29 protein-coding genes are annotated in these 26805 nt (G+C 63.4%); 14 read left to right on the top strand and 15 right to left on the bottom strand.

Annotation, left to right across the window (positions count from 1 at the left end; genetic code table 11):
- Window positions 1-47 precede the first annotated feature (47 nt).
- The 5 genes from LB571_RS17745 to LB571_RS17725 all read left to right on the top strand — a co-directional run bounded on the left by LB571_RS17745 (window position 48) and on the right by LB571_RS17725 (window position 4183).
- Entirely contained in the window at window positions 48-2027 is a 1980-nt protein-coding gene (locus tag LB571_RS17745) for a BTAD domain-containing putative transcriptional regulator (protein ID WP_224596417.1), read from the top strand.
- 122 nt (window positions 2028-2149) lie between these two features.
- Complete coding sequence (locus LB571_RS17740; protein ID WP_224596415.1) at window positions 2150-2722, top strand: rod-binding protein; 573 nt, start codon at window positions 2150-2152, stop codon at window positions 2720-2722.
- A 13-nt stretch (window positions 2723-2735) separates the two neighbouring features.
- The gene (locus LB571_RS17735; RefSeq protein ID WP_015315880.1) at window positions 2736-3161 is read left to right on the top strand and encodes a hypothetical protein; all 426 of its coding nucleotides are present in this window, start codon (window positions 2736-2738) and stop codon (window positions 3159-3161) included.
- Between the two features lie 29 nt (window positions 3162-3190).
- Window positions 3191-3712, top strand: coding sequence for a hypothetical protein (locus tag LB571_RS17730; RefSeq protein ID WP_015315879.1), 522 nt, complete (start codon window positions 3191-3193; stop codon window positions 3710-3712).
- Window positions 3713-3898: 186 nt separating this feature from the next.
- Window positions 3899-4183: an SCP2 sterol-binding domain-containing protein gene (locus tag LB571_RS17725; RefSeq protein WP_140661803.1), complete on the top strand. Its 285-nt coding sequence runs from the start codon at window positions 3899-3901 to the stop codon at window positions 4181-4183.
- A gap of 90 nt (window positions 4184-4273) precedes the next feature.
- On the opposite strand, the gene LB571_RS17720 is transcribed toward LB571_RS17725, so the two are convergent.
- Both LB571_RS17720 and odc2 read right to left on the bottom strand, forming a co-directional pair.
- Complete coding sequence (locus LB571_RS17720; RefSeq protein WP_140789065.1) at window positions 4274-4843, bottom strand: GNAT family N-acetyltransferase; 570 nt, start codon at window positions 4841-4843, stop codon at window positions 4274-4276.
- A gap of 98 nt (window positions 4844-4941) precedes the next feature.
- Complete coding sequence (gene odc2, locus LB571_RS17715; protein ID WP_224596414.1) at window positions 4942-6075, bottom strand: ornithine/lysine decarboxylase; 1134 nt, start codon at window positions 6073-6075, stop codon at window positions 4942-4944.
- Window positions 6076-6616: 541 nt separating this feature from the next.
- On the opposite strand from odc2, the gene LB571_RS17710 reads away from it, so the two are divergent.
- The 4 genes from LB571_RS17710 to LB571_RS17695 all read left to right on the top strand — a co-directional run bounded on the left by LB571_RS17710 (window position 6617) and on the right by LB571_RS17695 (window position 10724).
- Window positions 6617-7813 (top strand): amidase, encoded by a 1197-nt coding sequence (locus LB571_RS17710; RefSeq protein WP_224596410.1) that lies wholly within the window; start codon window positions 6617-6619, stop codon window positions 7811-7813.
- Between the two features lie 3 nt (window positions 7814-7816).
- On the top strand, window positions 7817-8716 hold the full coding sequence (locus tag LB571_RS17705; RefSeq protein WP_127275856.1) for a LysR family transcriptional regulator: 900 nt from the start codon (window positions 7817-7819) through the stop codon (window positions 8714-8716).
- A 167-nt stretch (window positions 8717-8883) separates the two neighbouring features.
- Window positions 8884-9552 (top strand): DUF1007 family protein, encoded by a 669-nt coding sequence (locus tag LB571_RS17700; protein WP_140619413.1) that lies wholly within the window; start codon window positions 8884-8886, stop codon window positions 9550-9552.
- Between the two features lie 77 nt (window positions 9553-9629).
- Window positions 9630-10724 carry a nickel/cobalt transporter gene (locus LB571_RS17695; RefSeq protein WP_224596504.1) on the top strand — a complete coding sequence of 365 codons (1095 nt, stop codon included), beginning with the start codon at window positions 9630-9632 and terminating at the stop codon, window positions 10722-10724.
- Between the two features lie 38 nt (window positions 10725-10762).
- On the opposite strand, the gene denD is transcribed toward LB571_RS17695, so the two are convergent.
- The 4 genes from denD to LB571_RS17675 form a co-directional block, all read right to left on the bottom strand.
- On the bottom strand, window positions 10763-11743 hold the full coding sequence (gene denD / locus LB571_RS17690) for a D-erythronate dehydrogenase (RefSeq protein WP_224596406.1): 981 nt from the start codon (window positions 11741-11743) through the stop codon (window positions 10763-10765).
- A 12-nt stretch (window positions 11744-11755) separates the two neighbouring features.
- Complete coding sequence (locus tag LB571_RS17685; protein WP_015315870.1) at window positions 11756-11965, bottom strand: hypothetical protein; 210 nt, start codon at window positions 11963-11965, stop codon at window positions 11756-11758.
- Window positions 11966-12054: 89 nt separating this feature from the next.
- Complete coding sequence (locus LB571_RS17680; RefSeq protein ID WP_015315869.1) at window positions 12055-13023, bottom strand: cation diffusion facilitator family transporter; 969 nt, start codon at window positions 13021-13023, stop codon at window positions 12055-12057.
- A 14-nt stretch (window positions 13024-13037) separates the two neighbouring features.
- Entirely contained in the window at window positions 13038-13724 is a 687-nt protein-coding gene (locus LB571_RS17675) for a GNAT family N-acetyltransferase (RefSeq protein ID WP_140789059.1), read from the bottom strand.
- Window positions 13725-13807: 83 nt separating this feature from the next.
- Here LB571_RS17675 and LB571_RS17670 point away from each other — a divergent pair, with 83 nt between their 5' ends.
- Window positions 13808-14992, top strand: coding sequence for a pyridoxal phosphate-dependent aminotransferase (locus LB571_RS17670; RefSeq protein ID WP_224596404.1), 1185 nt, complete (start codon window positions 13808-13810; stop codon window positions 14990-14992).
- Window positions 14993-14995: 3 nt separating this feature from the next.
- Here the strand turns inward: LB571_RS17670 and LB571_RS17665 are convergent, their stop codons facing one another.
- From LB571_RS17665 to LB571_RS17655, 3 genes are read right to left on the bottom strand one after another with little or no spacing between them, the layout of a single operon-like run.
- Window positions 14996-15727, bottom strand: coding sequence for an MBL fold metallo-hydrolase (locus LB571_RS17665; protein WP_224596401.1), 732 nt, complete (start codon window positions 15725-15727; stop codon window positions 14996-14998).
- A complete protein-coding gene (locus LB571_RS17660; protein WP_015315865.1) occupies window positions 15727-16404 on the bottom strand; it encodes an amino acid ABC transporter permease in 678 nt (225 codons plus the stop codon). Before LB571_RS17660 ends, LB571_RS17665 begins: the two co-directional genes overlap by 1 nt.
- Window positions 16405-16418: 14 nt before the next feature.
- A complete protein-coding gene (locus LB571_RS17655) occupies window positions 16419-17201 on the bottom strand; it encodes a transporter substrate-binding domain-containing protein (protein ID WP_224596398.1) in 783 nt (260 codons plus the stop codon).
- A gap of 187 nt (window positions 17202-17388) precedes the next feature.
- Between LB571_RS17655 and LB571_RS17650 the strand changes: the two genes are divergently transcribed.
- Together LB571_RS17650 and LB571_RS17645 are read left to right on the top strand one after the other, a co-directional pair.
- Entirely contained in the window at window positions 17389-18285 is an 897-nt protein-coding gene (locus tag LB571_RS17650) for a LysR substrate-binding domain-containing protein (protein ID WP_224596395.1), read from the top strand.
- A 137-nt stretch (window positions 18286-18422) separates the two neighbouring features.
- Entirely contained in the window at window positions 18423-18878 is a 456-nt protein-coding gene (locus tag LB571_RS17645) for a YciI family protein (protein ID WP_224596392.1), read from the top strand.
- Here the strand turns inward: LB571_RS17645 and LB571_RS17640 are convergent.
- The gene (locus LB571_RS17640) at window positions 18832-19587 is read right to left on the bottom strand and encodes an SDR family oxidoreductase (protein WP_224596390.1); all 756 of its coding nucleotides are present in this window, start codon (window positions 19585-19587) and stop codon (window positions 18832-18834) included. The genes LB571_RS17645 and LB571_RS17640 overlap by 47 nt on opposite strands.
- A 5-nt stretch (window positions 19588-19592) precedes the next feature.
- Between LB571_RS17640 and LB571_RS17635 the strand changes: the two genes are divergently transcribed.
- Entirely contained in the window at window positions 19593-19847 is a 255-nt protein-coding gene (locus LB571_RS17635; RefSeq protein WP_140619405.1) for a hypothetical protein, read from the top strand.
- A gap of 40 nt (window positions 19848-19887) precedes the next feature.
- On the opposite strand, the gene LB571_RS17630 is transcribed toward LB571_RS17635, so the two are convergent.
- Together LB571_RS17630 and LB571_RS17625 are read right to left on the bottom strand one after the other, a co-directional pair.
- On the bottom strand, window positions 19888-20625 hold the full coding sequence (locus tag LB571_RS17630; RefSeq protein ID WP_224596388.1) for a tellurite resistance TerB family protein: 738 nt from the start codon (window positions 20623-20625) through the stop codon (window positions 19888-19890).
- 116 nt (window positions 20626-20741) lie between these two features.
- On the bottom strand, window positions 20742-21674 hold the full coding sequence (locus tag LB571_RS17625) for a rhodanese-related sulfurtransferase (RefSeq protein WP_015315859.1): 933 nt from the start codon (window positions 21672-21674) through the stop codon (window positions 20742-20744).
- Window positions 21675-21875: 201 nt separating this feature from the next.
- On the opposite strand from LB571_RS17625, the gene LB571_RS17620 reads away from it, so the two are divergent.
- Complete coding sequence (locus tag LB571_RS17620) at window positions 21876-22514, top strand: 2-dehydro-3-deoxy-phosphogluconate aldolase (protein ID WP_224596386.1); 639 nt, start codon at window positions 21876-21878, stop codon at window positions 22512-22514.
- A gap of 74 nt (window positions 22515-22588) precedes the next feature.
- Here the strand turns inward: LB571_RS17620 and LB571_RS17615 are convergent, their stop codons facing one another.
- The 3 genes from LB571_RS17615 to LB571_RS17605 form a co-directional block, all read right to left on the bottom strand.
- Window positions 22589-22783, bottom strand: a complete 195-nt coding sequence (locus LB571_RS17615) for a hypothetical protein (protein WP_015315857.1) — start codon at window positions 22781-22783, stop codon at window positions 22589-22591.
- A 181-nt stretch (window positions 22784-22964) separates the two neighbouring features.
- Window positions 22965-24803 (bottom strand): DUF882 domain-containing protein, encoded by a 1839-nt coding sequence (locus LB571_RS17610; protein ID WP_140619397.1) that lies wholly within the window; start codon window positions 24801-24803, stop codon window positions 22965-22967.
- Between the two features lie 368 nt (window positions 24804-25171).
- On the bottom strand, window positions 25172-26713 hold the full coding sequence (locus LB571_RS17605; RefSeq protein WP_224596382.1) for a sigma-54-dependent transcriptional regulator: 1542 nt from the start codon (window positions 26711-26713) through the stop codon (window positions 25172-25174).
- Between the last annotated feature and the right edge of the window lie 92 nt (window positions 26714-26805).

The following is a 26805-nucleotide window of genomic DNA, read 5'->3' as shown; positions in this document are numbered from 1 at the left end:
GCGAAGCGTTAGTTTTGAGTTAGAATTTCGTCAGGCGGGGAGAGCAAATGCAAAATGAAGATAAGGACGAGACAAATAGAATCTCACTCTTCGGTGGTTTCAGGATCGAAAATGCCATGGCGGATTCGCTCCGGCTGACAGGAAAACGAGGGCCTGCGATCATCGCTTATCTGTCCCGGTCTCCAGGCATGGCAGCGACACGGGAGAGGCTGGCTGATCTATTCTGGAGTGACAGCGATAGCGAACACTCCCGCAACAGTCTGAGGCAAACCCTCAGTATTCTGCGCCGGGATTTATCGCGGGCAGGCGTGAATCTTATCCATTCCCGCGGGGAATCGATTGGCCTCACGCCAGACGCGGTTCGGGTTGACGTGGACGAGTTCGAAGCAGGCCTCACGGCCCGTTCTGTGCCGGAACTCGAAAAGGCTCTGGCGAACTACAACGGGCCGTTCCTCGACGGGTTTTATCTGGGAAGCGATGGGTTCGATGGCTGGGTCACATCCGAACGCGACAGATTGCTGAGCCGCGCACTTGAAGCTTTCGAAAAATTGGCCCGTCTCGTTGACACGGAAACCGGAATCATACTGGTCGATCGCGTTCTCGTCATGGAACCGACGCGGGAAGAGTCCTATCGGCTCAAGATGGAATTACTGCTCGCGTCGGGTCAACGCGACAGGGCGATCAGGACATACGAAGTTTGCAGAAGCATGTTGAAGAAAGAGTTCGGGGTCGAGGTCGGCCCGGAAACGCGAGCGCTTTGGCAATCCATGCTGTCTACCGATACGGCGTCGAATACACAGTCGGCAAATACTGTTCCAGCCAACCAGCGCCACGGGCGCCCATCGATCAGCGTTGCCGACTTCATCAATCTGACCGGAAAGCAAGGCGACGACTTTTTCTCCAAGGGGCTCATGCAGGACATCACCACGGCTCTTTCCGAGGTGGCCGATTATGTCGTGCTCTCCGCACAGCCGCCTGCGGAGAAAAGTGGTGCCGAAGGAACCAAGATCCCGGGAACGCTCCGTGCGCGATACGTGCTTAGCGGCAGCGTCCAAAGATCGGGCAATGGGCTGAGGGTGAACATCCAGCTTGTCGATGCCGCTGGCGGCCACAACGTGTGGGCCCAGAAGTTCGACGGGCAGTCCGAGAATGCGCTCGAATTCCAGGACAGGATCGCACAGTCTGTTGTCTTGGCCGTGATCCTCGACCTTCAACTGACCAACTGGAAAGTCCGCGACAAGAGCCCGCCTGGTCCCCCCGAAGTGCGCAGGTTGGTGAACGAAGCTTTGATGAAGTATTTTGAGATGACCCGGGACTCGCTTTTGATCGGGCTAGAACTTGCCGAGAAAGCTGTCTCCATAGGCGCCGACAACGCGCGTGCGAAGCGGACGCTCTCGATCATAATTTCAATGGGCGTGGCGTTCGGCTCGTTACCCAGGGAGCCGGGCCAGATCGAGCGGGCGGTCGAGCTTGCGGCGGCGTCGGTACGGGCGGTGCCTGACGACGAAATTGCCCGCTGCATCCTGTCATTCGCGCTCGAAAGCTGTGGCCGCATCGACGAAGCGATCGCCGAATGCCAGCACGCGATCAGTCTCAATCCAAGCTATCCGACCGGCCACGGCGACATTTCGATGCTGTTGGCATTGCGCGGAGAGGTAAACGAAGCAGTGCGTGAGGCGAACGAGGCAATCCGGCTCGGAACGCATGACGTCATCGATTTCTGGCGTCATCATGGCTTGGTTGTCGCACTGTTTGCGGGCGGCGACGATCGGCGGGCGCTCGAAGTCGCCCGCAGGGTGGTCAGGACAAAGCCGGGATTTGTTCGCGGCGCCCTTTACTGGGCCGCGTCGGCGTCGGCGACCGGAAACAACGAAGAAGCCTCTAGGGCCATACACCATTGCCTGTCACAACTTCCTCATCTCAACCTGGGCAATGTCTGCCCCGGCTTTGTGCCTCGCTATGTGAAGGATCATCATCACGCGAGATTCCTCGAAATGCTGTCGAGAGCTGGCCTTCCTGCTTCCTGACGGAAGGTGGCTAGGCGGCTTGGACCCGGAGAAACCAGATCAAGCCCGCCTCCCCGCAAGCCTGCCACAAGCTTGTTGAGGCATGGTCCTGGCTAAGGAAACCCGGCAAAAGGCGGACCTTCTTGGCGATTTCTCCACCCAGCGACATCGTGATGGATGTCGTCCGAGCTGCCGATCCGATGGATATCGAGGCTGCCCGCGCCGCGCTGACCAAGCGCGCCGGCAGCGTCGCCGGCACGTTTTCGGTCGACACCGCGGCTTCGCTCGATGCCGGCTCGATCCTGTCGCGCGCGACGGCGGACAAGGCCGCCGCAACAGCCGACCCGACCAAGAAGTTCAAGAAGTTCGAGGCGATGGTCCTGCAGACCTTCATCCAGAACATGCTGCCCAAGGACACCGAGGGCGTCTATGGCACGGGTCTCGCAGGCGACATGTGGAAATCGCAGCTCGCCGAGCGTGTCGCCGACGTCATGGCTGACCGCGGCGGCATCGGCATCGCCAAGTCGCTGCTCGCCGACCACTACATGGACGGCAAGCGCAAGATTCCGATCGGCCCGGTCTCGAATGGGCCGGAAAAAACCGAGATCGATCAGCAGACCCGTCTGTCCACGTCGCTCGTCCAGGAGCTGCAGCGCAAAGCCGCCAAGTCGATGACCGGCGACGAGACAACCAAAAAAACAGACATCAAGATCTAGGACTGGGAAACACATGGCCGACTCTTCGGAATTCACCGCCAAGCTGCCCGCGCGCACCACCGCGTCGGACGCACCGACTCCTTTCGCGCGGCCTGGAAACCTTGCCGCCATCATCGGCCGCATCGAGGAGGTGGTCGAGGAAGAGACCGCCGGCATCCGCAGCGATACAAGCTATGACCTCAAGGCGTCGAACGCCCGCAAGAGCCGCTATCTCTACGAGCTGACCCGGGCCATGAAGGGCGGCAGCGAAGCCGAATTCCTCGAGCAGCACCGCGAGGGCCTGACCCGGCTGCGCCAGAAGCTGGCGAAGAACGAAGCCGCTATCCTGGCGCATCTGAGCGCCGTCAACGAGGTCGCCAGCCTGCTGCGCAGTGCCATCCAGCGCGCCGAGACCGACGGCACCTACTCCGCCGGCGAGTTCGGCAGGATGAAAGGTTAGAGCGCGGCAATGCCGAGCTCGCGTTCAAAATGATCAAGGTCATCGCCATAGCGGTCTGGATCTGCGCCGCCACGCTCGGCGCGGTGTTCTATTCGTTCCAGGCCGCCGGTGAACAGGGCGTCGGTGAGAAACCCAAGCCGATGCTGGGCGGGCTGGACTACGTCAAGACCGACATCATTTCGGTGCCGCTGATCCACGACTCCAAGATCGACGGCTATTTTCTGGCCAAGCTCGTCTACACCGTCGAGCCGGAGCAGATAAAGAAGCTGTCGATCCCGGCCGAGGCGCTCATCACCGACCAGGTCTACACCTACCTCTACGCCAACCCCCAGATCGACTTCACCAAGAAGGCGACGCTCGACCTCGATGCCTTTCGCGCCGCGATCCGCGACACGATCAACACCCGGGTCGGCGCAACCCTGGTCCATGAGGTCCTGATCGACCAGGTCAATTTCCTGAGCAAGGATGAGATCCGCGACAACTGGCTGCGTCGGCGGCAGGATGCCAGCACCCAGGCGACCGAGACTCCCAAGCCGGTCAGCGCGCACTAAGCCATCGGCCCGGTGCCGGTGGCCCTAGAGCAGCCGGCGTTGGGGCCAATCCCTGCAATTCGCGTTGACGTAAACGTCAATCCGAAGCTATATGCGGCAGCGATCATGATCGCCAGTGATGCCGCATGAACTTCGGCTGGACCGAAGTGCGTAGCGTGACAGATGCAACCAGACAGGGAGAACAGCGTGAGCGTTCAGGATATAGCCGAGAAGATCAAGTCGCGCGTGGCCAGCAGCGGCTTCGACCGTTCCGTGAAGTTCGACACCGGCAGCGACGGCGTCATCGTCATCGACGGCGCGGCCGTCTCGACCACGGACGCTCCCGCCGACTGCACCATCAAGCTGTCGCTCGACGATCTGGATTCGCTGATCGCGGGCGACCTGAACCCGACCATGGCGTTCATGACCGGCAAGATAAAGGTCGAAGGCGACATGACCGTCGCCATGGCGCTGAGCCAGTTGATCGGTTGACAGGCGCGGCCGCCAGAAGCGATTTCGAGGTAAACGAAACGCCGCCTTTTCAGGCGGCGTTTCGTTTGAAGGGCAGTCGCGCTTAAGGCCTCATGCGGCCAAGGTCGGCGCCTGTGCCTTGAGCTTGCGGCCGGACGCCTTCAGCGTGCCCCTGGCGCCGTCAAGCACGCCCTCCACCAGTTCCAAGGCCAGCAGACGGTGCCGTTCGTAAGGCCCCGGCATGGCGAGCGCCCCGGTCCTGGCGGCCGAAAAGCCGAAGCGGCCATAGTAAGGCTCGTCTCCAACCAGCAGGATCGCAGCGTGGCCGAGGCGCGCGGCTTCCGCGATGGCATGCCGCATCAGCGCCGAGCCGATGCCGGCACTCTCGAGCGACGGGTCGACGGCGAGCGGGCCAAGCAGCAGCGCTGGCGGACCGCCCTCGCCCAGCGTGACATCCCATAGCCGCACGGTGCCGGCCACGCCGCCCGAGGCATCGCGTGCGACGAAGGCAAGCCCCTCCGAGGGCCGGCGGCCGCGGCGCAGCTTCTCCGATGATTTGGTCTTGCGCTTCGGCCCCATGGCGCGATCGAGCAAGGCTTCGCGCGCCGCCACGTCGGCAGCGGTTTCGGCGACCATGGCGAAGGCCGGCGCATGAGCTACGAATTCGACTGACATTTCCATTTCCGCGATCCCTTCACGAGCGGAGATATGTTCCACAGGCGAGCCCAAGTGGGCGACGGGCGCCCACCTGGGATGATCTGAACAGCTCTAATGAGCCGTCAGATCACGTAGGATCGGAGAGGCTCGAAGCCGTTGAAGGCGACCGCCGAGTAGGTGGTCGTGTAGGCGCCGGTGCCTTCAATCAGCACCTCGTCGCCGATGGTCAGCGACAAGGGCAGCGGATAGGGCGTCTTCTCGTACATCACGTCGGCCGAATCGCAGGTCGGGCCGGCGAGCACGCAAGGCGCGGTCTCGCTGCCGTCATGGCGGGTGACGAGGGGATAGCGGATCGCCTCGTCCATCGTCTCGGCCAGACCACCGAACTTGCCGATGTCGAGGAACACCCAGCGCACATTGTCGTTGTCGGCCTTCTTCGAGATCAGCACGACTTCCGACTTGATGACGCCGGCATTGCCGACCATGCCGCGACCCGGCTCGATGATCGTCTCGGGAATGGCGTTGCCGAAGTGCTTGCGCAGCGCCGAGAAGATCGCCTGGCCATAGGCCTGGGCCGCCGGCACGTCACGCAAATAGCGCGTCGGGAAGCCGCCGCCCATATTGACCATCTTGAGCACGATGCCTTCTTCCGCGAGCGTCGCGAACACCTTCTTGGCGTCGGCCAGAGCACGGTCCCACGCGGTCAGGTCGGTCTGCTGCGAGCCGACATGGAACGACACGCCATGGGCGTCGAGGCCGAGGCCCCTGGCATGGCGCAGCACGTCGACGGCCATGTCGGGCACGCAGCCGAACTTGCGCGACAGCGGCCACTCGGCGCCCTCGCCATCGGTCAGCACGCGGCAGAACACGCGGGAGCCTGGAGCAGCGCGCGCGATCTTCTCGACTTCCTCGACGCAATCGACCGCGAACAGCCGGATGCCGAGCTGGTAGGCGCGTGCAATGTCACGCTCCTTCTTGATGGTGTTGCCGAAGGAGATGCGGTCCGCCGGCGCACCGGCGTCCATCGCCATCTCGACTTCGGCAACGGAAGCGGTGTCGAAGGACGAGCCCATCGCAGCAAGCAGGCGCAGGATTTCCGGCGCCGGGTTTGCTTTCACCGCATAGTAGATCCTGGAATCGGGCAGAGCCTTCTCGAAGGCGCGGAAATTGTCGCGCACGACGTCGAGGTCGACGACGAGGCAGGGGCCGGACGGACGTCGGGTGGCGAGGAAGTCGAGGATGCGCTGTGTGGCCATCGGGTTTCTCCATCGCGCCTTTCGGCGCGCACAAGGGTGCGGGCGCGGGCTGTCGGCCTCGCGAACACGCGGTCAAACAAAGGCGGGACGGAAAATCCATGGAACCAGCCGGTGGAGACCCCGGAACCATGAAACGCCGTCTCGCGGCGATGAACCTTAGCCTTGCCCGGCTTCGGTTCGCTTTGTCTGCCTTGGCTTGGATTGGGAGAACCCCGTTCCGCACTGCCGGCAATGAAGGTGTGCCTCTTCAGTAACCCCGGTCTTTGGACAACCGGCAGAGAACCAGAAAGGCCCGCACCGTCGTTGCTTCAAGGTGTCCTCGGTCTGGCGGTTGGCCGCTAAACCGACTGGAGGGGTTAGCTCCAGTTACCTTACCGATTTCCCTCACCATTCGAGGATCGGCGGACACCCACAGGCACGTGCGACTTTGGGCAAGCGCGATATAAGAGCGAAGCATTTCACAATCAATAAAAATCTTATCGCAGGTTGTAAAATTTCTGCCATCGAACAATGTTGGCCAACCGTATACGGATATCGAACGATGACAGGCACGCACGGCCCTTTCAACGCCTTTCTCGACCTTCGCCAGATGCCGGTGGCGCATGCCGAACTTGGACCCCTGGCCGGCCTGCGGCTGGCGGTCAAGGATATTTACGACGTTGCCGGCTACCGCACCGGTTGCGGCAATTTGCAGAAATTCGCCAATGGCCACGCCGCTTCGCGCACGGCGCCGGCCGTGCAGGCAATTCTCGACGCCGGTGCGCGCTTCATCGGCAAGACGCAGACCGACGAACTCGCCTTCGCTCTGTTCGGCCAGAACGCGCATTTTCCGTTTCCGGTGAACCCCGCGGCTCCCGACCGTGTCACCGGAGGCTCGTCGTCGGGGTCGGCGGCGGCGGTGGCGGGCAGATTGGCCGACATCGCCACGGGGTCAGACACCGGGGGTTCGATCCGCGCGCCGGCGAGTTTCTGCGGGCTGATCGGGCTGCGCACCACGCATGGCCGCATTTCCCTCGACGGCACCATGCAACTGGCGCCGAGTTTCGACACGTTCGGCTGGTTCGCCGACGACATCGAAACCTATGAGACTGTCGGCAAGCTGTTGCTTGGCCACGATCCGCACCAGCATTCCCTGGACCGCCCGCTGGCGCTCGGCTGGCTGGACGAGATGGTCGCCCGGCCGGCGGCCGCCGAATATGCCGGAATGAAGGCGCTGGTGGGCACGGTGTTCGGCACGCCGGCGACGCCAGCGACGCGCTTCAGCTCGTCCCCGGACGAACTCTACTGGTGCTTTCGCCGCCTGCAGGCCAAGGAGGCCTGGACAGTGCATGGCGAATGGATCACCAGCGGCGAGCGCGAGCTCGGGCCCGGCGTCGAGGAACGGTTCGGCTTTGGCCGTGCGGTCGACGACCGGACAGCACAGGCCGAGAAGGTGCGCCGGCTGACCTTTCGCGGCGAACTCAGCGCCTTGCTTGGCAAGGACGGCTTCCTTGTCCTGCCGACGGTGCCGGGTCCGGCACCCTATGTCGACAGCACACCGGAGCAATTCCAGGCCTACCGCGAACGCGCGCTCCATCTTCTATGCCTGGCCGGGCTCTCCGGCTTTCCGCAGATCACCTTGCCGATCGGCTCGGTCGCCGGCGCTCCGTTCGGCCTGTCGCTGCTTGGCCCTTCCGGCAGCGACATTGCCCTGATACGGCTCGGCCGAAAACTTCTCGACGCAGCACAAAGAGCCTGAACAATGGACACACTGACCCGCATGCGCGCCTTCATCGACGTCGTCGAGGCCGAAGGCTTTTCGGCGGCGGCGCGCAAGATCGGCCGCTCCAAGGCGCTGCTGTCGAAATATGTGCGCGAGCTGGAGGACGAGCTCGGCGCTCTGCTGCTGAACCGCACCACGCGCCAGTTCTCGATGACCGAGGCCGGCCACACCTACTACCGCCGCGCCTCGGAAATCGTGCGCGAGGTCGATAGCCTGGCCGACGCCGTGCGCGAGTCCTCCGGCGACGTGCGCGGCCGCATCAAGCTGTCGGCGCCGCGCACCTTCGCCGACGCGCCGATCGGCCAGTCGCTGATCGACTTCGCTAAGCAGTATCCCGACATCGTGCTCGACATCCAGCTCGACGACCGCTTTGTCGATCTGGTCGAGGAAGGCTTCGACCTTGCCGTGCGCATCTCGCGGCTGGAGAACTCGTCGCTGATCGCCAGGCGGCTGGCGCCGTTTTCGATCAAGCTCTGCGGCTCTCCAGAACTGATCGCCAAGCATGGCATGCCGACGCGACCGCAGGATCTCAGCCACATGCCCTGCATCGTCGACACCAATGGCCGCGGACTGAACAACTGGCCCTTCAAGGGCGACAATGGCGATCCGGTGAGCATCGCCGTCTCCGGCCCGATCGAGGTCAACAGCCCGATGGCGGCGCGCGCCGCGGCCTTGTCGGGGCTTGGATTTTGCATCCTGCCGGATTTCATCGCCGCCCCAGACCTCAAGAGCGGCCAATTGGTGGCGGTGCTCGACGACCGCATCCTGTCGGGCGGAGGCATCTTCGCCGTCTATCCGCATCGCCGTTACCTTCCGGCGAAGGTGCGCGTTTTCGTCGATTTCCTGGTGCAGTGGTTCAGGACGCGCGAGAGCGCCTGACCTGCCCCAGCAGCCCGGATACCGCACGCTTTTGAGCTCTCCTGCATGCGTGGCTCTATCCAAAGCCTCGCGCACTTTTGGGTGACATGCGCCCGCAGTCCCAATTTCGCCCCCTTTCTGGTAACCTTCGACCACGCTCTCGAAAGCCAAGGGAATCGCGACCGCGAATGCATCTGAAACGGCACGCAATCATGCTGGCCTCGGCCTTGGCGGCGATCTTTGCCGCGACAGGACCGGCCGAGGTGCATCCGCACGTCTTCGCCGAGGCGCGCCTCGACGTGGTCCTGTCCCCGGATCACCAAAGTGTGAAAGCGTTGCGTCATCTGTGGCGCTTCGACGATCTGTTTTCGAGCACGGTGATGATGGAGTTCGACAAGAACTCCGACCTGAAGCTTGACGACAAGGAGCTGAAGGAGGTCGCCGACACCGTCCATGCCTCGCTGGCCGAGTTCAATTATTTCCAGCTCGTCACGCAGGACGGCAAGGACGTGGCGATGACGCCGCCGCCGCATCTGATGGCCAATTTCGACAACGACCAGTTGATCATCCTGTTTGAATCCGAACCGAAGGCGCCGATCAAGCTGTCCGGCACGATCGACATCGGCGTCTACGATCCGACCTTCTACACGGCGATCGACTTCACCGAGGATTCCAACATCACCGTCGAGGGCCTGCCGTCGAACTGCACGAGCAAGGTCGTCCGGCCGGACCCGGACGAAGCGATCAAGGAAAACCAGAAGACCCTGACGGATGCCTTCTTCAACGATCCGACAGGCACCGACATGAGCAAGATCTTTGCCACCAAACTCGAACTGACCTGTCAGCCAGAAGGATAGATCCGGTGAACCCGATCGGGAACTGTTCGAAACCGTCCCTGCGTTTGGCAGTCGGCCTGTTGGCCCTTGCCTTTGCCATGATGCATTTCGCCAATGCCGCGCACGCCCAGAGTTCGCTCGGCATCGGCGTCAATGACGGCATGGCACCCACCACCGGTCCGTTCGCCCATATCCTGATGTGGATCAATCTGAGGCAGCAGGAATTCTACCGCGCGCTGGCGACCGCCATGAAGGCAATGCGCCAGGACAACAGCAAGATCTGGATACTCATCGGCCTGTCCTTCGCCTATGGCATTTTCCACGCCGCCGGCCCCGGCCACGGCAAGGCGGTGATCTCGTCTTATATGGTGGCCAACGAAGTGGCGCTGAAGCGCGGCATCCTATTGTCCTTCGTCTCGGCGCTGCTGCAGGGCCTGACGGCGATCCTGGTGATGCTGCTGGCCTATTTCGTCCTGCGCGGCACCACCATCTCGATGACCGATGCGGCCTGGTTCATGGAGATCATGAGCTTTGCCCTGGTCACCCTCTTTGGCGCCTGGCTTTTGTGGCGCAAGCTCGGCCCAGCCGTCCTGCGCCTGTTTGGCAAGGGCCCGGCCTACAGCCTGTCGGCGGCTCACGCCGGTCATTCCCATGCCGGCCATTCGCATGGCGCTCACAACCATGCGGCGCACGCTCATTCCCACGCACTGCACGCGCTTGACGATCACGACCATGGGCATGGCCATTCGCACGATCATCACGACCATGGCGCGCATGATCATGCGCATCACGACCACGCCAGCGGCGAGGTCTGCGACACCTGTGGCCACTCGCATGCACCTGATCCGGCGCTGCTGTCGGGTGACCGCTTCGATTGGCGCACCGCCTGGTCGGCGGTGGCCGCCGTCGGCATCCGCCCTTGCTCCGGTGCGTTGATCGTTCTCAGCTTCGCGCTGCTCAACGGGCTCTGGCTCGGCGGCCTGCTGTCGGTGCTGGCAATGTCGATCGGAACCGCGATCACCGTCTCGGCCCTGGCCACACTCGCGGTGACCGCCAAGAACTGGGCGGTGTATTTCGCCGGCGACGGCCGCATGGGCAACCGCATCCACTCGATCGTCGAGATCGGCGGCGCGGCCTTCGTCTTCCTGTTCGGACTGCTGCTGCTGTCCGCGAGCCTGACGGGCAGCGTTTAGACCCTACCATTCCGTTGGAATGGGATAGGCACCGTGCGCTACTGACCGGGAATCTTGCCGCCCAGCTCATCCTCGATATGCGCGCGGATGATCTCGTCAAAACTCTTTTCGGCACTGAAGCCAAGTTCCCTTGACCGCCGCGCCTCGAAGCGGGTCGGCCAGCCCTTGACGATTGCCCAGATCGTCTCGTCGGGCACCTCGCGGATCAGGCTTGTCGCCTGCGATCCAGCCACCCGTTCCAGCGCTTCGATCTGCTCGCCAACGGTGACGGCGACACCCGGCATCGTCAGGTTGCGGCGCGGTCCCACGGCTGCGCCGTCGATCTCCGCGCCATGGATCAGGAAACTCACCGCCGAGCGCGGGCTGGCATGGGTGTGCACGACCGAGCGCGGCACCGGCAGGATCGCCTCCTGCCCGCTCAAGGGTTCACGAATGATACCGGAGAAGAAGCCGGACGCCGCCTTGTTGGGCTTGCCGGGCCGCACGCAGATCGTCGGCAGCCGGATGCCGATGCCGTCGAAGAAGCCGCGCCTGGAATAGTCTGCCAGCAGCGCTTCGCTCATTTGCTTCTGCGTTCCGTAGGAGGTCAGCGGCGTCGGGTGGAATTCGTCCGGTATGACATCCGGGAACGGCGCGCCGAAAACGGCGATTGACGACGTGAAGACGACGCGCGGCGCAAACCCTGCCAGGCGGATGGCGTCGAACAGCGCACGCGTGCCGTCGAGGTTGACGCGGTAGCCGAGGTCGAAATTCGCTTCCGCCTCACCCGACACGATGCCGGCGAGGTGGAAGACGACATCGGGGCGCGACACAACCAGGCTTTCCGCGGCGCCTGCTACGGCAAGGTCACCCGTGTGCAGCGCGACGCTGACGCCGTCCATGGCTGGCGCCTGCGGCGGCACGATGTCGTGGAGGTCGAGCGCCGTGATCTTCTCGCCGCGCAGCGTGCCGTCCTTGGCCAGCCGGGCGATGAGCTTGCGGCCGACCATGCCCGCGGTGCCAGTGATCAGAATGCGCATGTCCGATATCCCTTACTTCCGATTTTTGCGCTGGGTGCGCGCGCGCAACCAGAACACCAGGAAAAACGCCAGCACGAAGACGGTGCCGAAGATACCCGCCAGCACGGTCGAATAACTGCCGAGTGCCAACATCACGGTCGGCAGGTAGAAAGCGGCAATGCCGAACAGAAGCATGATCCAGACCGCCGCAATGGCCGCATTGCGCGTGTCACGGTCCATCATGCCGCACCGGAACGGCGGTCGTTCATCGAGCTGAGTTGCAAAGCTGGAGGACTCCTGAGGCAGGTCCGATCAATGGTCATCGATCGATCCTAGTGATAGTGGCCGTGATGCGCGGCCGCATCGTGCTCATGCTCGTGATGATGGTCGTCGCCATCGTCGGCGCACCGGCCGAATTCCGGTTCCACGGTGGCATGGCTGATGCCGTGCTCGCTGGCAAGCCGCTTCTTGATGGCGCTGACCGCCTGATGGGCATCGACGCCCTCGTTGAGGCAGGCATGCAGCGTCGCCATGCTGCTCGACCCGTCGAGCGACCAGATGTGCATATGGTGCACCTCGCGCACGCCCTGGACCGTTGCCTGAATGTCCCCGGCGATCAGGTCGCGATCGAGGCTTGGCGGCACGCCTTCGAGCAGGACGTGGGCGGCGGCGCGCATCAGCGACCACGCGGTGGACAGGATCAGCAGCGATACCAGCACGGACAGGATCGGGTCGATCGGCGTCCAGCCGGTCGCCAGGATGACCAGTGCCGCGACGATCGCGGCTGCCGAGCCGAGCAGATCGCCGAGCACATGCAGGATGGCGCCGCGCATGTTGAGGTTGTCTCGATCGCCGCCATGCAGCACCAGGAAGGAGCCGATATTGACCAGCAGGCCGAGGATCGCCACCACCAGCATCGGCCCGCCCAGCACCGGCGCCGGTGTCAGCAGGCGATCCCACGCTTCGTAGACGATCCACAGAGCGATGACGAAAATGGCGATGCCATTGGTGTAGGCCACCAGCGTCTTGACGCGGCCGAAGCCGTAGGTGAGCTGGCCGGTTGCCGGCCGGCCCGCCAGATGGAAGGCATACCAGGCCAGGCCGAGCGCAATGGCGTCGGCGAGCATGTGGCCGGCATCGGCCAGCAGCGCCAGCGACCCGGTGAACAGGCCGCCGAGCGCCTCGGCCACCATGAAGCCGGCGGTCAGGCAGGCCGCGATCAGGACGCGCTTCTGGTCCGTCGACCCATGCACATGGCCGCCGCCGTGATCGTGCCCGCTGTGATCGTGGATATGCGCCAAATGGCAAACTCCCGTTAGGCGCCGAATTCCGCGCGAAAATCCTCGAGCCGGCGGTTCTGCTGGCCATTGGCGTCGAAGTTGGCCGGATCGAGCCAGGCTTCATAAGCCTTGCGCAGAGCCGGCCATTCCTTGTCGATGATCGAATACCACGCGGTGTCGCGGTTTTCACCCTTGACGATGAGATGCTGGCGGAAAATACCCTCGAACTTGAAGCCGAACCGTTCCGCCGCGCGCTTCGACGGCCCGTTGCGGTTGTTGCACTTCCATTCGTAGCGGCGATAGCCGAGTTCGTCGAAGATGTATTTCATGAACAGGAACTGTGCTTCCGTCGCCGCCGGCTTGCGCGAGATGAGGGGTCCCCAGTAGATGTTGCCGATCTCGATGACGCCATGGGTCGGATCGATGCGCATCAGCGTCTGGCGGCCGGCGACCTTGCCGCTTGCCTTGTCGACAATAGCGAAGAACAGCGGATCCTCGCTCGCCTCCACCTTGTCCAGCCAGGGCTGGAAGGCGGCGCGGGTTTCCGGCGGATAGTCGGGCAGCCAGGCGAAGCGGCCGTCGACGTCGGCCACGGAGGACGCCTCGTAGAGGCCGTCGCCATGTGTTGCGGCACTCAATGGCTCGAGCCTGACATAGCGGCCCTCCAGAACCTTGCGCTCCGGGCGCGGGCGCGGCTGCCAGTCTTTGAGATTTTCCGACACCGAAAACTCCAATCCGTTTGACTTTTGCGGGCGGACGCTCACAAAAACGCTCGCCAACAGTAAGAACCACAGGGACGGGAAAAATGCTCCACACGATTTCGGCCTTCGACCGTCTCGGCGAGGAAAACGCTTTTGCCGTGCTGGCCCGGGCAACGGCGCTGGCGAGCCAGGGCCGCGACATCGTCAATCTCGGCATCGGCCAGCCCGACTTCAAGACGCCGCAACACATCGTCGAGGCGGCGATCAAGGCGCTGCGTGACGGCCAACATGGCTACACGCCGGCCAATGGCCTGCTGGCGACCCGCGAGGCGGTGGTGCGGCGCACGCTGACGACCACCGGCGTCGAGGTCTCGCCGGAGGCGGTGATGATCCTGCCCGGCGGCAAGCCAACCATGTTCGCCGCCATCCTGATGTTCGGCGAGCCCGGCGCCGAGATCCTCTATCCCGACCCCGGCTTTCCCATCTACCGCTCGATGATCGAGTTCACCGGTGCAACCCCCATTCCCGTGCCGATGCGCGAGGAGAACGGCTTCGCCTTCTCGGCCGAAGAGACGCTGGGGCTGATCACGCCGAAGACCAGGCTCTTGATCCTCAACTCGCCGGCCAACCCGACCGGCGGCGTCACGCCGCGCGCCGAGATCGAGAAGCTGGTCAAGGGGCTTGAGAAGCATCCAGACGTGGCCGTTCTCTCCGACGAAATCTACGATGTCATGACTTATGACGGCGAGACGCATTGCTCGCTGCTTGGCTTTCCCGAGATCCGCGACCGGCTGATCGTGCTCAACGGCTGGTCCAAGACCTGGGCGATGACCGGCTGGCGCATGGGCTGGTCGATCTGGCCGAACGGCGACAAGGGCGCCCACCTCTACGACAAGGTGCGCAAGCTGGCGGTCAATTGCTGGTCCTGCGTCAACGCACCAAGCCAGTTCGCCGGCATCGCGGCGATCGACGGCCCGCAGGATGACGTCGACACTATGATGCGCGCCTTCGACAACCGCCGGAAAATCGTGGTCGAGGGCCTGAATGCCCTGCCAAACATCTCCTGCATCACGCCCAAGGGCGCGTTCTATGCCTTCCCCAATGTCTCGAAGACCGGCTGGAAGGCCAAGAAACTCGCCTCGGCCCTGCTCGACGAGGCTGGTGTGGCGCTGATCGGCGGCCCCGATTTCGGCATTCTCGGCGAAGGCTATGTCAGGCTCTCCTACGCCAATTCCGAGGAAAACATTTTGCGCGCGCTGGACAGGATCGGAACGTTCCTGGCCAAGTGAGGCTCAGCTCGTGCTGTCCAGGTAGGCTCTTGCGATCGATCGCAACTCGTTCTGGTCGATCGGTTCGCCATGCCCGCAATAGGCGCGGCTGAACTCGATCTGCAAGAGCTGCTGCATCGTCTTCCGGTAGGCCTGCACGTCCGAACCCGGAAGATCGTCGATCAGCCGGCCACGATAGACCGCATCGCCAGCGAAGAACTCCCCATGCCCCTCATCGAGAAGCCCGATCGATCCCGGCGAATGACCCGGAAAATGCAGGACGCGCAGTGACCTGTCGCCGGTCTCGATCTTGTCACCCTCCTCCAGGATCTGGGTGAGCGGCGCCGGCCTGACCTGGAAAGAGCGCGGGGACCATGCCCCATCGGGCGACCTGCGGACGGGCTCCGGTTGGGCGCGGAACAGATGCGCCAAAGTGTGTTCGTCCGCCATGTCCGCGAAGAAGGCAGCCTCTTCGCGGTGGCCGGCCCTGGTCTCGAACTCATTCAAGCCGCCGACATGATCGACATGGATGTGCGTGGCTACGGCCGCGACCGGCTTGGTGCCCGGCAGGTTCAGTATCGGCCTGAGGGGGACCAGGCCCATGCCGGCGTCGATGACGAGGTCGATATCACGCCCGCGAACATGAAAGATGTTGCTCCTGAAATAGGCATGGACGTACGGCTCCCATATCCGCGTGATATCCCGCCCAACGGTTTCGCGTGAAAACCAGTCGGAAGCGTCGTCGGTCGCCGGCATTAGCGATGGCCCCGCGCGAGCATGCGCTCGAGCTTAATCTGGAAGATGGTCAGAACCGAAACCATCGACATGTAGTAGATCAGCGCCGCGCCATACCATTCCAGGAAACGAAAGCTGGTGGCGATGGCGAACTGGGTGACGGTCATGAGCTCCTTCAAGGAGATGACCGTCGCCAGCGAGGTCGCCTTCAGCAGGGAAATGAACTCGTTGACCAGTGCCGGCAGCGCGACACGCAGGGCCTGAGGCAGGATGATCAGGAAGAAGATCTGGCCCCGGTGCAGACCAAGGGCCGCTGCACCCTCGGACTGCCCCTTGCCGATCGATGCGTAGGAACTGCGCAGGATCTCGGTCAGGTAGGCGATCTGGATCAGGGCCAAAGCGAGAAAGGCCGCCACGAACGGGCTGAACCAGTCCGAGCGGAACACCGCCGACATCTGCGGCAGCCCATTCCAGATGAACAACAGTACGAGCAGTGCCGGCGCACCGCGAAACAGCCAGACGAAGGCGGCGATCGACAGGCGGATCCAGCGCCGCTTAGACGTGGCAAGTGCTGCCGTTGCGAGCGATATCGCCAGGGCAACAGTCATCACCAGAACCGAAAGCACCAGGGTCAGCAAAGCCCCCTTGGCAAGGGGCCAGCCGAACAGCGCCGTCAGGAAGAGCTTGCTGTCGAACACGTTCAGCCTGCCCTTCAGTTGGTCGCGTGCTTGACGTCGGTGGCGGTCTCGGGAAGGTTCCACTTCTGCAGCAGCGCCTTCATCTCGCCGCTGGCCTGCAGGGTCTCGATGGCCTTGATCAGGGCCTCGCGGTTGTCGCCGCCCTTTCTCAGATAGATCCCGTAGGTTTCGCCGTCACCATAGTTGTAGGGCACCTGCAACCGGCCCGGCATCTGCTTGATGCGGAATGCAGCCGTCGTGTCCTGAGTGATCGTCGCCGCGGCCCGGCCGACCAGTATCTGCTCGATGACGCCGGAGGCGGACGGATAGGTCTGAATCTGCGCCGGAGCCTTGCCGGCTTTCGCCAGCTCGGCATTCAGGTCCGCTGCCGTCTTTTCGTAGGTGGTGCCTGCCTCAATCGCCAGCACTTTGCCGCTGAGGTCGAGCGGCGATCTGGTCTCGGCATCCGAGGCGGCAGTCACCATCACCACGTTCGAAACGAAGTAGGGAACGGCATCATAGGCCTTGAGGCGCTCCTTGGTCACCATGATGCCGCTCGCGACGAGATCGCAGCGCTCGGCACCGAGCGACGGCAGGAGCCCCTTGAAGTCGCCGACTACATATTTGGTGGTGCCGCCCCATTGCTTTGCGATGGCGTCGACGACGTCGACCTCGAAACCGACGAGCTTCTCGTCGCCCGGATTCTCATAATATTGCATGGGCGGAAAATCGCCGCCGGTGCAGACATTGAGCACGCCGTTGCGCATGAAGCCAACATCGCCGGCCTGCGCCACCGGCGCGGTGGCAGCAAGGGTCATGACAACCATTCCGCCGAAGGCGATTTTCACTGCGAAGGCGATGCGCGGATGAAGCATATCCAGTTCCCCATTTTTGTCTTTGCGGTGCCGATCTTGGGCGGCCAGAGGACCTTATGTTGCAATTATCGCGAGACAAGCTAAATCTTTAGCGGCAATATATGGCAGTTTTTCTAAACTAAGGTGCCGAGTGGGCGTTCCGTCTCTTCATTCCCTGCGAGCCTTCGAAAGCGTTTCGCGGCTGGGCAATGTCGCTGCCGCGGCCGCCGAGTTGCATGTGACACCGGGCGCCATCAGCCAACAACTGCGCGCCTTGCAGCTCTCGCTGGGCATCGAGCTGTTCAGGAAAAGCGGCCGTCGCCTCGCGCTGACGGAACGCGGCGCGACGCTGCAGAAGAGCGTCGGCATGGCGATGCATCAGATCGCCGATTCGATCCGCGACATTTCGGCCAATGCCTACGCCACGACCGCCAGGGCGGAACTGCGCGTATCGTCGCCTTCGGTCTTTGGAACGACCTGGCTGGCGGCGCGGATCTTTCAATTCCTGGATGCCAACCAGGACATTCGGCTGCGGATGCTGACAGCGGTGGCATTCGAGGAGGTGGACTGGCGAAAGGTCGATGTCGCCATCGTCTACGGCAATCCGCCCTGGCCTGGATTTTCGTGGCAGCTACTCCACAACGTGCACGCGGCGCCGGTCTGCAGCCCGCAATTGCTGCGCGGGCCGCACGGCATTCGCGAGCCGCGCGATGTCCTTCACCATCGCCTGCTGCATGAGGATGACGGTAGCCAGTGGCGGCAGTGGCTGATGCGGGCGCGCGTGCCGCATACGGTGCAGTCCGATATCTATTTCGACAATTTTGCCATGGTGCTTCAGGCAGCCCGCGACGGTCACGGCGTTGCCCTGACCAACGATATCATCTCCTTTCGCGATCTCGATGAAGGGCGCCTCGTGCAGCCGCTCACCCTGTTCACGCCGGCCGCCCGAAATTACTATTGCATATGCCACGAAGAGGGCCTTGCGAACCCTGTCATCGGGCGGTTTGTCGACTGGCTTGTCGATCAGGCGGCGAAACCGTCACGCTAGAGCATGATGCCGAAAAGTGGGATCCGGTTTTCGAGGAGGATCCTGATCCAGGATGGATCGGGATATTCCCTTGTTCATGTTCGCCCGACTTTCTACGGTCAGCCTGTTTGAATGACGTTTCGAAAGGGCGATGTCGCATGTTCTATGCAATCCTTGCCTATCACGTGGAAGATGCGATCGAGGCGCTGACGCCGCAGGAAGATGCGGCGCTGATGGCCGAGTTGCTCAAGATCAACACCAGGCTTCATGCGGAAGGCACGCTTGGGCCGTCGGCGCGTTTGGGCGCGACGGCGGATGCCTGCACCTTGCGCGGCCCGGGCGACGGTATGATCATCGATGGGCCCTTTGCCGAGACCAAGGAACAGTTGCTCGGCCTCTATGTCGTCGACTGCGTCACCGGGGATGACGCCATCGCGATCGCCCGCGATCTTCGTCGTGTCAATCCGACCGCCGTTTACGAGATCAGGCCCATTCTAACTCTTCAAGCCCGGCGTGCCGCTGGCGGAAAAATGAGGCCCGGGCGAAAGCGCCGCCAGCGCCCGCTGCTCACCCACGCCCCACGAACGGCATCTTGGTCGCCATCACGGTCATGAACAGCACGTTGGCGTCGAGCGGCAGGCTGGCCATGTGCACGACCGCGTCGGCGACGCGTTGGACATCCATCACCGCTTCGGCTGATATCGAGCCATTGGCCTGCGGCACGCCGACGGTCATCGGCTGCGCCATGTCGGTCAATGCATTGCCGATGTCGATCTGTCCGCAGGCGATGTCATAGGGGCGGCCATCGAGCGCCAGCGTCTTGGTCAGCCCGGTGATGGCGTGCTTGGTCGCCGTATAGGGCACCGAGCCCGGGCGCGGCGCATAGGCCGACACCGAACCATTGTTGATGATGCGGCCGCCCATCGGCTTCTGCTTGCGCATGGCGCCGAAGGCGGCACGCGCGCACAGGAACGAGCCGGTGAGATTGACGCCGACGATATCGTTCCAGACCTCGACCGGGATCTCGTCGATCGGCGTTGACTTGTAGCCCATGCCGGCATTGTTGAAGAGCAGGTCGACACGGCCGAAGGCTTCCGCCACCGTCTCGAACAGATCGTCGACTTCGCCGGCCTTGCTGATGTCGCAGGCAACCGCCAATGCACTGGCCTCGGTCGGCCCGATCTCGGCGATCGCGGCATCCAGCATCGGCTTGCGGCGCCCGCAGAACACCGTATTCCAGCCGGCCTTGAGCAATGCCGTGGCTACGCTCTTGCCGATCCCGGTGCCGGCCCCGGTGACGATGGCGGTCTTTTGCTCGGTCATGGCTGATGTCCTCCGGCAGCGATGTGCGTGCTCGCCTGATCTACAAATTTGGTTCGGGTGGAGAAGGCATCGCAAATGATGGCAGCGATGGCAAGCGCGGCCACTGGGACATGGCCTCGAAAAGTGAACCCATTTATTTGGAGGGCAGCCGGCGAGGACGGACAAAAAGGGCGGTCATTGGCGACCGCCCTGATCTGAACCGGGCTTGGGAGGAGGAAAAGCCGATCCGACTGTGTAGAATCATGCGCTTCCTGAGTTAACGAAAGGTTAACGCCTCCACGGCCTGTGTGCCAATCCGGGTTACCACTGCGGATTGGGTGGCGTACCCTCGGCCGTGGGCACTTTCGCCGCCGAAACCGTCGCCTCGACATGGTCGATCAGCGAGTCCGGCAGGCCGAGCCGCCCGGCAAGCAGGTCGAGGTAACCGCGCTCGGCGCGCGTGTCGGGGTCGATCGTGAGGCGCGACGCCGTGTAGAGTTCGAGCTTCTGCGCATCAGTATGAGCACCCGCCACCAGCGTGTCGAGGTCGAGTGGGCTCTCCAGTTCCGCCATCAGGAATTTTTCCGCATCGGTGCCGATCCCGGCGAGGCTGAGCTTGCCGGCGATCTTCCGCCGTTCTTCGTCGTCGACATGGCCGTCGGCCTTGGCCGCCGAGATCATCGCCCGCACCAAGGTCAGCGTGAACTCATCCTCGCCTTGCGGCGCCTGCGACGGGTGGAAGGCGGTGTCCTTGGGCGGCGGCAGCAATTCCGACTCGCCGGCGGCGGGCACCTGTTCCGGTGCGTTGCCGGCCTTGTAGTTCTGGTAGGCCTTGTAGGCGAGACCACCGATGGCGGCCAGTCCGCCGAGCTTCACCGCGGCACCCGTCACCTGCCGGCCGGCGCCGGTCCCAAGCAGCACGGCGGCCAGCGCACCGGCGGCCAGCGGATTGTCCTTGGCCATCTGCACCGCCTGGCCGGCCTTGTCGCGGACCGTGCCGCTAGCACCGGGAACTTGCGAGCCGAGCAGATCGTCGAGAAGCTTCTTGGGATCGAACATCGATGCCTCCAGGATTTGCCCAGCCGAACGGGCAGGTTTCGAACGCCGAAGACGTAGGTCCCGAAGTTTGACATTGCAATGACAGTGCCCAGGTTTGCCCGGCCCAGCGCCCTCGATCAGGACCCGATGTGCGGTCCCCTGCCCCGCGCTTGCGCGAGCTCGACCTGTCGCTGCCGCTCCGCGTAGCGCTTCCGGTCTTCGTCCGAGCGGGCGTCAAAACAATGCGGGCAAGAAACGCCGGCGGCATATCGAGGCGAAGCCAACTCGCTTGCCGTCAGCGGATGGCGGCAGGCACGGCAAAGCTCCGCATCACCCTCGGTGAGGCCGTGCGACACCGAAACCCGCTCGTCGAAGACGAAGCACTCGCCTTGCCACAGGCTCTGCTCCGCTGGAACCTCCTCAAGGTATTTGAGGATGCCCCCCTTGAGGTGGAACACGTCCTCGAAGCCGAGTGACTTCACATAGGCGGTCGCCTTTTCGCAGCGAATGCCGCCGGTGCAGAACATCGCCACCTTGCGTCCTTCGAGATCCGCCCGATGCGCTTCCACCCAGGCCGGGAATTCGCGAAAGCTCGCCGTCGCCGGGTCGACGGCGCCCTTGAAGCTGCCGATCGAGACCTCATAGGCGTTGCGCGTATCGATGACGATCGTGTCGGCTTGCGAGATCAGCGCATTCCAGTCGCCCGCCTCCACATAGGTGCCCGCACTTGCCGCCGGGTCGATGGTCTCGACGCCCATGGTGACGATCTCGCGCTTCAGCCGCACCTTCATGCGGTGGAAAGGCATGGCCGCGGCACTGCTGTACTTGACCTCGAGACCCGACAGGCCGTCGATCGCTTCGATGTGTTCGATCAGCGCGGCGATCGCTTCGTCGCTGCCGGCGACGGTGCCGTTGATGCCCTCATGCGCCAGGAGCAGCGTGCCCTTGATGCCGCGCCCGCAGCAGAAGGCCGCAAGCGGAGCGCGCAACGCTTCGAAAGCATCGAGCCGGGCAAAACGGTAGAGCGCGGCGACGCGGGCTGGCTGGGATGGCGCGGGCAGTGTTGTCATTGCCAGAGCAACTAGACGCTAGTAGAAGCCGATTCAAGTGAAGCGGGTTCGATCCGTCTGTCATGGCCCTGTCGGGAAAGAACCTTTAAGCTGAGCGGCAACGCGTGACATCGCGCCGCGATGGGTTCCGTGGACAGGGCAATACCTGTCTGCTAATCGGTTGAAATTCCCTTCGATGCGCCCCCGACAAGGAGAGACCGAATGTCCAGCAAGACCGAGAACCTCCTGTCGCTCCTCAATGGCCAGCCGGTCATTCCGGTGTTGAAGATCGCCAACGTTGCCGATGCGGTGCCGCTGGCCCGTGCCCTGGCGCGTGGCGGTTTGCCGGCGATCGAGATCACGCTGAGGACCGCGGATGCGCTCGAAGCGATCCGTCGCGTGGCGGGCGAAGTCAAGGAAGCCATCGTCGGCGCCGGCACCATTCTGGATGCCAGCCAGTTCGACGAAGCGGCCGCGGCCGGTTCGCGCTTCATCGTCAGCCCCGGCATCACCCGCGAGCTTCTGGCTGCCGCCTCCGACAGCGAGGTTCCGCTGCTGCCGGGCGCCATCACGCCCGGCGAGATCATGGCCGCGCGCGAAGCCGGCCTGCGCTTCCTGAAATTCTTCCCGGCCGAACAGTCCGGCGGCATCGCTTCGCTCAAGGCTTTTGCCTCGCCGCTGGCGGACGTCAAGTTCTGCCCGACCGGCGGCATCACCGGCAAGAACGCGGCCGATTATCTCAGCCTGTCCAATGTCATCTGCGTCGGCGGCTCATGGGTGGCGCCCGACGACATGGTCAAGGCCGGCAAGTGGGACCAGATCGAAGCGCTCGCACGCGCTGCCAGCGAACTCGGGAAATAGCGTCTTTCCGCACGGCATGAACCCGGCCGACGAGCGTCGACCGGGCCTTTTTGACTGGCTAGTCCAGACTGCGATCAGTTGCAGACCTTGACCGTCTCCGTCACCTTGTGATGGTGCCGCCAGTGCGTCACCACCCTGGTGCGGCAGTGCTTCTTCATCATGTGCATATGATTGTCGGTCTTGACGACAACGGTCTCCGCCTGTGATGGCGCGATCGCGGCCGATGCTGCCGCCAGCGCCATAACTGATGCCAGTAGAATCCTTTTCATAAATATCCTCGGGTTGGAGCGTACCCACACTAAACCGGAAATGAGTGAGCCGTTCCCGCTTCACGAGAAGTTCAGCCGCGCGTGATCCTCAGGGGGTCGGAGGCCGCATGCATCACACGCTGGGACAGCAAGAAGCCGCGCGGGTCCCCCGGCGCGGCCTCGGCATACTGCGGCCTGTTCGTTACTTCGTCTGGAAGCGGGCGACAGACAGGAACTTGACGGCGTTGCCGGTAAAGCGATTGGCGTCGGCCACCTGATTGTCCTGCTGGAAGCCGGCCGTATAGACCTCGCTCGGCGGCGTATGCACGATGTTGTAGGCGTAACCCGGCGCGGTCGTCGCACTCGAAACGGTGGCGACGTTCTCGCCGCTGGTCAGTGCCCAGCGGGCGGCCTGCGGCGCTGCGGCAACCACTACGGCCCTGGGGCCAGGCTTCTGATCGCGGGCGGTGGCCCTGGCTTCCTTGCGGGTCGTCTTCACACCGGCGCCGATCGCGGCGGCCGGATCCGAACCGGCCGGCCGGCCGGCAACAGCCTGGCGCGGCGACGCCGCATCGACACCGGACGGATCGTTGAAGGCCGAACGCGGTTCTACGGACAGCGAGGCCAGCTGATATTCGTCGGCGGCGCCGGCCTTGGCATTGGCCTCGTCGAGCACGGCCTTGACGGCATCCGGCTTGGCCGGCTCGGGACGCGCCGTCGGCAGCACGGAGAACGCATCCGTCGCGGTCTTGCCTTGGTCAGCCGTTTCGGCCAGCGCCATCAGCACATCCTTGCTGGGCGGCGGCGCGAGATCCGCCGGCAGCGTGCGTTCGGGACGCCATGTCGGCAAGGGGATATTGTTGACGGCGACCTGCGCCGGATCGGCCGCCGCTGCCAGCGCCGCCGGATCGGCCTTGCCGAAAGGCATGTTCGCCGGCGCCTGCGCGGTCGCCACGGCCTGTTCCGTGGTGGTCGTCGCATCCGCCGTGGCGAAGGGAACGTTTTCAGGCGTCTGTGCGCCGACATCGGCCTTCGGCCGAGGCGCGAAATCGGGCAGCGGGATTTCCTTGGCCGGCAGCGCCGCGATGATTGTCTCCGGCGTGTCCTTCTCCGGTTCCGGAGCCTGCTCGTCGGCAATCTGCGGAATGTCGGCGCGCTGGGCATTCTCGGGGGCCACGATGGCAATGCCAGGCAGGTTGCCGCTCTTGGCTGTCGCGGCCGGCTTCAGATTTCTAGCCTTGGGCGCGGGTGCGGCCGAAGCGGTCTCGACGTCTGCGCTGTCGTCGGCCTCGTCATCGCCACCGCCGCCGAAGAAGGCAGCGAGGAACCCGCCGGATTTCTTGCCGCTGCCGCCGGCGCTGGCCACTTCGATATTCGGTGTGCCCGAACCCTTGCGCGACTTGTAGGAGGCCAGCGCCTGTTCATAGCCGGGCAGCGGCCGGCCATCGCTCGGCACATGCAGCGTCTTGCCATTGGGGAACAGGCTGACCAGTTCCTGGCGGCTGATGCCGGGCCAGTGGCGCACATTGCCGACATCCATGTGGACGAATGGCGAACCGGAGGTCGGGTAATAGCCGACGCCACCGCCCTGCATCTTGAGGCCGATGTTGCGCAGCTTCTTCAGCGGTACGCCGGGAATGTAGAAATCCATCGCCTTGCCAAGCATATGCTGGCTCTTCTCGGCGACACCGCGGCTGCGGCTGCGCAGCATCGAATTGGTGGACGGCGAACGGTAGCCGCAGACGACCTGGATATAATCGGTGGCGCCACTTTCCCGATACGCCTCCCAGACCAGATCCAGCAGACGCGGGTCCATTTTGGTCGGCTCGTTGCGACGCCAGTCGCGCAAAATGATGTTGATCTTCCTCAGGCCTTCGGGAACGTAGCGGCCATTGCGCTTGTAGACGATCTCCGCCTTCTCATGCGTGTGAAGATGGTAGAGCTTCAGCGAACGAACTTCGGCCTGGGCGCCCGTGGCGGCCGCGGCAACAAAACCAAATGCGACAATCACCGCCGCCAACCATCTCGGCCAGACGCTCAAATGATAGTGCCGCCCGTTTGTGAGTCGTTCGATTCTGTTCAAATCAAAAGGCCTTGCAGGCTGCCGTTTGTCCCCGGATTTGCCCAAACGGACGTGTCGTTTTCACATCCGAATATCGATCCTAATGGTTAATCATCGCTTATTGAAGCCAAAATGCGGTAAGACCATGGCGATATCCCGTCAAAAATTGTCCGCAAGGTTTCTTGGTAAACCGCTGGTTTAGATCAGGATTCCGGCTTGGGCCGAACACGATCTGTTACCGTCGGCCTCAATGCGTGAACAATACCCCATCGAGCGCCGCCATTATCCGGCGACGGCGCTCTGTCGAACCATATAATGACGAGGGAAACTGGTGCCTGCCTTGCGGCTCAGGAAGCAAGCCTGTCGACGCGGCCGGTTTCCGGGTCGATGCCATATTCCTTGAGCTTGCGGTAAAGCGTCGAGCGACCGATGCCGAGCCGGCGGGCGACCTCGCTCATCTGGCCATTGTAGTGATCGATGGCGAGCTTGATCATTTCGAGCTCGACATCGGCCAGCGCACGCACATTGCCGCGCTCGTCGAGCGCCCGCAGCGTGCCGAAGCGGGCCTGGACCCCGGCCGGCAGCACAGCCGCCGGAGCGGTCTCGTCGGGCACAACGTCCTCGTCGCGCGGCTCCAGCGACGGCGGCGGCGCAACGCTGCTTGCCTCCAACGTGTCGTCCGCGTCGAGATTGAGGGTGCCTTCCACCTGCGCGCGGATCTGCGGGAAGTCATCGGCGGTCAACACATCGCCTTCGCACAGCACCGAGGCGCGGAAGACGGCGTTTTCGAGCTGCCGGATGTTGCCGGGCCAGTCATAAGCCTGCAGCACCGCAAGTGCTGCCGCCGAAATGCCTTTTAGCCGATGGCGCGGGTCGGCCGGCGCCACCTTCTCCATGAAATGCGCGACCAGATGGGGAATGTCGTCGCGGCGGTCGCGCAGCGGCGGCACGAAGATCGGGTAGACGTTCAGCCGGTAGAACAGATCCTCGCGGAATTTGCCGTCCTTGACCTGTTGCAGGAGGTTGCGGTGCGTCGCCGAAATCAGCCGGATGTCGACCTTGACGGTCGAGCGGCCGCCGACCGGATCGACCTCGCCTTCCTGGACGGCGCGCAGCAGCTTGACCTGGACGTCGAGCGGCAGGTCGCCGATCTCGTCGAGGAACAGCGTGCCGGAATGCGCCTCGACGAATTTGCCGGTGTGCTTGTCGGTGGCGCCGGTGAACGAGCCTTTCTCATGGCCGAACAGGATGGATTCCACCAGATTGTCGGGAATGGCGCCGCAATTGACGGTGACGAAGGGTTTCGAGCGGCGGTCGCCGCTGCCCTGGATGGCACGCGCCACCAGTTCCTTGCCGACGCCCGACTCGCCCTCGATCAGGATCGGGATGTGAGAGGCCGCCGCTTTCTGGCCGAGTTGTATCACCCGGTCCATGGCCGGACTATGGGTGATCATGTCCCTGAAGGTCAGCAGCCCGCCGCGTTTGCGCGACGTGCGCTTGACCTCGCCCTCTACCGCCTCGACCTTGAGCGCATTGGAGATCGAGGCCTGCAGCCTGTCGGGCGAAGCCGGCTTGACGACGAAATCGAAAGCGCCGTGGCGCATCGCCGAAACCACGGTTTCGATGCCGCCCTGCGCGGTCTGCACGATGACCGGCACGCTGATGTCGCGCTCGCGCATCGCCTTCAGCACGCCGATGCCGTCGAGACCGGGCATGACAAGGTCGAGGATCACGACCGAGACATCGCGGGCGCCAGGCCCGTCGAGAACTTCGAGGCCGGCGGTACCGCCATCCACAACGATGGCGGTATGGCCGAACCGCGTCACCGCGGCCTCGAGCAGCCGGCGCTGCACGGGATCGTCATCGACTATGAGTATGGAACCTGTCATGACTGTCTTGCTTCGCCCGCGCCCGAAAACCCCATGGATCATCTTGGCACAGGGTTCTAAATAAGGTTTCAAAAAACCCGGTGAACGAATTC

The sequence above is a fragment of the Mesorhizobium sp. BR1-1-4 genome (assembly GCF_020165375.1).
GTDB lineage: Bacteria > Pseudomonadota > Alphaproteobacteria > Rhizobiales > Rhizobiaceae > Mesorhizobium > Mesorhizobium australicum.
Note: the sequence above shows the minus strand (reverse complement) of the source record. Positions and strands in the feature narration are given on the sequence as shown.

Excerpts from the sequence above, each read along its gene's own strand:
- LB571_RS17745 (WP_224596417.1), top strand. The coding sequence starts at position 48 with ATGCAAAATGAAGATAAGGACGAGACAAATAGAATCTCACTCTTCGGT.
- LB571_RS17735 (WP_015315880.1), top strand. The coding sequence starts at position 2,736 with ATGGCCGACTCTTCGGAATTCACCGCCAAGCTGCCCGCGCGCACCACC.
- LB571_RS17730 (WP_015315879.1), top strand. The coding sequence starts at position 3,191 with ATGATCAAGGTCATCGCCATAGCGGTCTGGATCTGCGCCGCCACGCTC.
- LB571_RS17720 (WP_140789065.1), bottom strand. The coding sequence starts at position 4,843 with ATGGAAATGTCAGTCGAATTCGTAGCTCATGCGCCGGCCTTCGCCATG.
- odc2 (WP_224596414.1), bottom strand. The coding sequence starts at position 6,075 with ATGGCCACACAGCGCATCCTCGACTTCCTCGCCACCCGACGTCCGTCC.
- LB571_RS17710 (WP_224596410.1), top strand. The coding sequence starts at position 6,617 with ATGACAGGCACGCACGGCCCTTTCAACGCCTTTCTCGACCTTCGCCAG.
- LB571_RS17705 (WP_127275856.1), top strand. The coding sequence starts at position 7,817 with ATGGACACACTGACCCGCATGCGCGCCTTCATCGACGTCGTCGAGGCC.
- LB571_RS17700 (WP_140619413.1), top strand. The coding sequence starts at position 8,884 with ATGCATCTGAAACGGCACGCAATCATGCTGGCCTCGGCCTTGGCGGCG.
- LB571_RS17695 (WP_224596504.1), top strand. The coding sequence starts at position 9,630 with ATGATGCATTTCGCCAATGCCGCGCACGCCCAGAGTTCGCTCGGCATC.
- denD (WP_224596406.1), bottom strand. The coding sequence starts at position 11,743 with ATGCGCATTCTGATCACTGGCACCGCGGGCATGGTCGGCCGCAAGCTC.
- LB571_RS17685 (WP_015315870.1), bottom strand. The coding sequence starts at position 11,965 with ATGATGGACCGTGACACGCGCAATGCGGCCATTGCGGCGGTCTGGATC.
- LB571_RS17670 (WP_224596404.1), top strand. The coding sequence starts at position 13,808 with ATGCTCCACACGATTTCGGCCTTCGACCGTCTCGGCGAGGAAAACGCT.
- LB571_RS17665 (WP_224596401.1), bottom strand. The coding sequence starts at position 15,727 with ATGCCGGCGACCGACGACGCTTCCGACTGGTTTTCACGCGAAACCGTT.
- LB571_RS17655 (WP_224596398.1), bottom strand. The coding sequence starts at position 17,201 with ATGACCCTTGCTGCCACCGCGCCGGTGGCGCAGGCCGGCGATGTTGGC.
- LB571_RS17645 (WP_224596392.1), top strand. The coding sequence starts at position 18,423 with ATGTTCTATGCAATCCTTGCCTATCACGTGGAAGATGCGATCGAGGCG.
- LB571_RS17640 (WP_224596390.1), bottom strand. The coding sequence starts at position 19,587 with ATGACCGAGCAAAAGACCGCCATCGTCACCGGGGCCGGCACCGGGATC.
- LB571_RS17635 (WP_140619405.1), top strand. The coding sequence starts at position 19,593 with ATGTCCTCCGGCAGCGATGTGCGTGCTCGCCTGATCTACAAATTTGGT.
- LB571_RS17630 (WP_224596388.1), bottom strand. The coding sequence starts at position 20,625 with ATGTTCGATCCCAAGAAGCTTCTCGACGATCTGCTCGGCTCGCAAGTT.
- LB571_RS17625 (WP_015315859.1), bottom strand. The coding sequence starts at position 21,674 with ATGACAACACTGCCCGCGCCATCCCAGCCAGCCCGCGTCGCCGCGCTC.
- LB571_RS17620 (WP_224596386.1), top strand. The coding sequence starts at position 21,876 with ATGTCCAGCAAGACCGAGAACCTCCTGTCGCTCCTCAATGGCCAGCCG.
- LB571_RS17615 (WP_015315857.1), bottom strand. The coding sequence starts at position 22,783 with ATGAAAAGGATTCTACTGGCATCAGTTATGGCGCTGGCGGCAGCATCG.
- LB571_RS17605 (WP_224596382.1), bottom strand. The coding sequence starts at position 26,713 with ATGACAGGTTCCATACTCATAGTCGATGACGATCCCGTGCAGCGCCGG.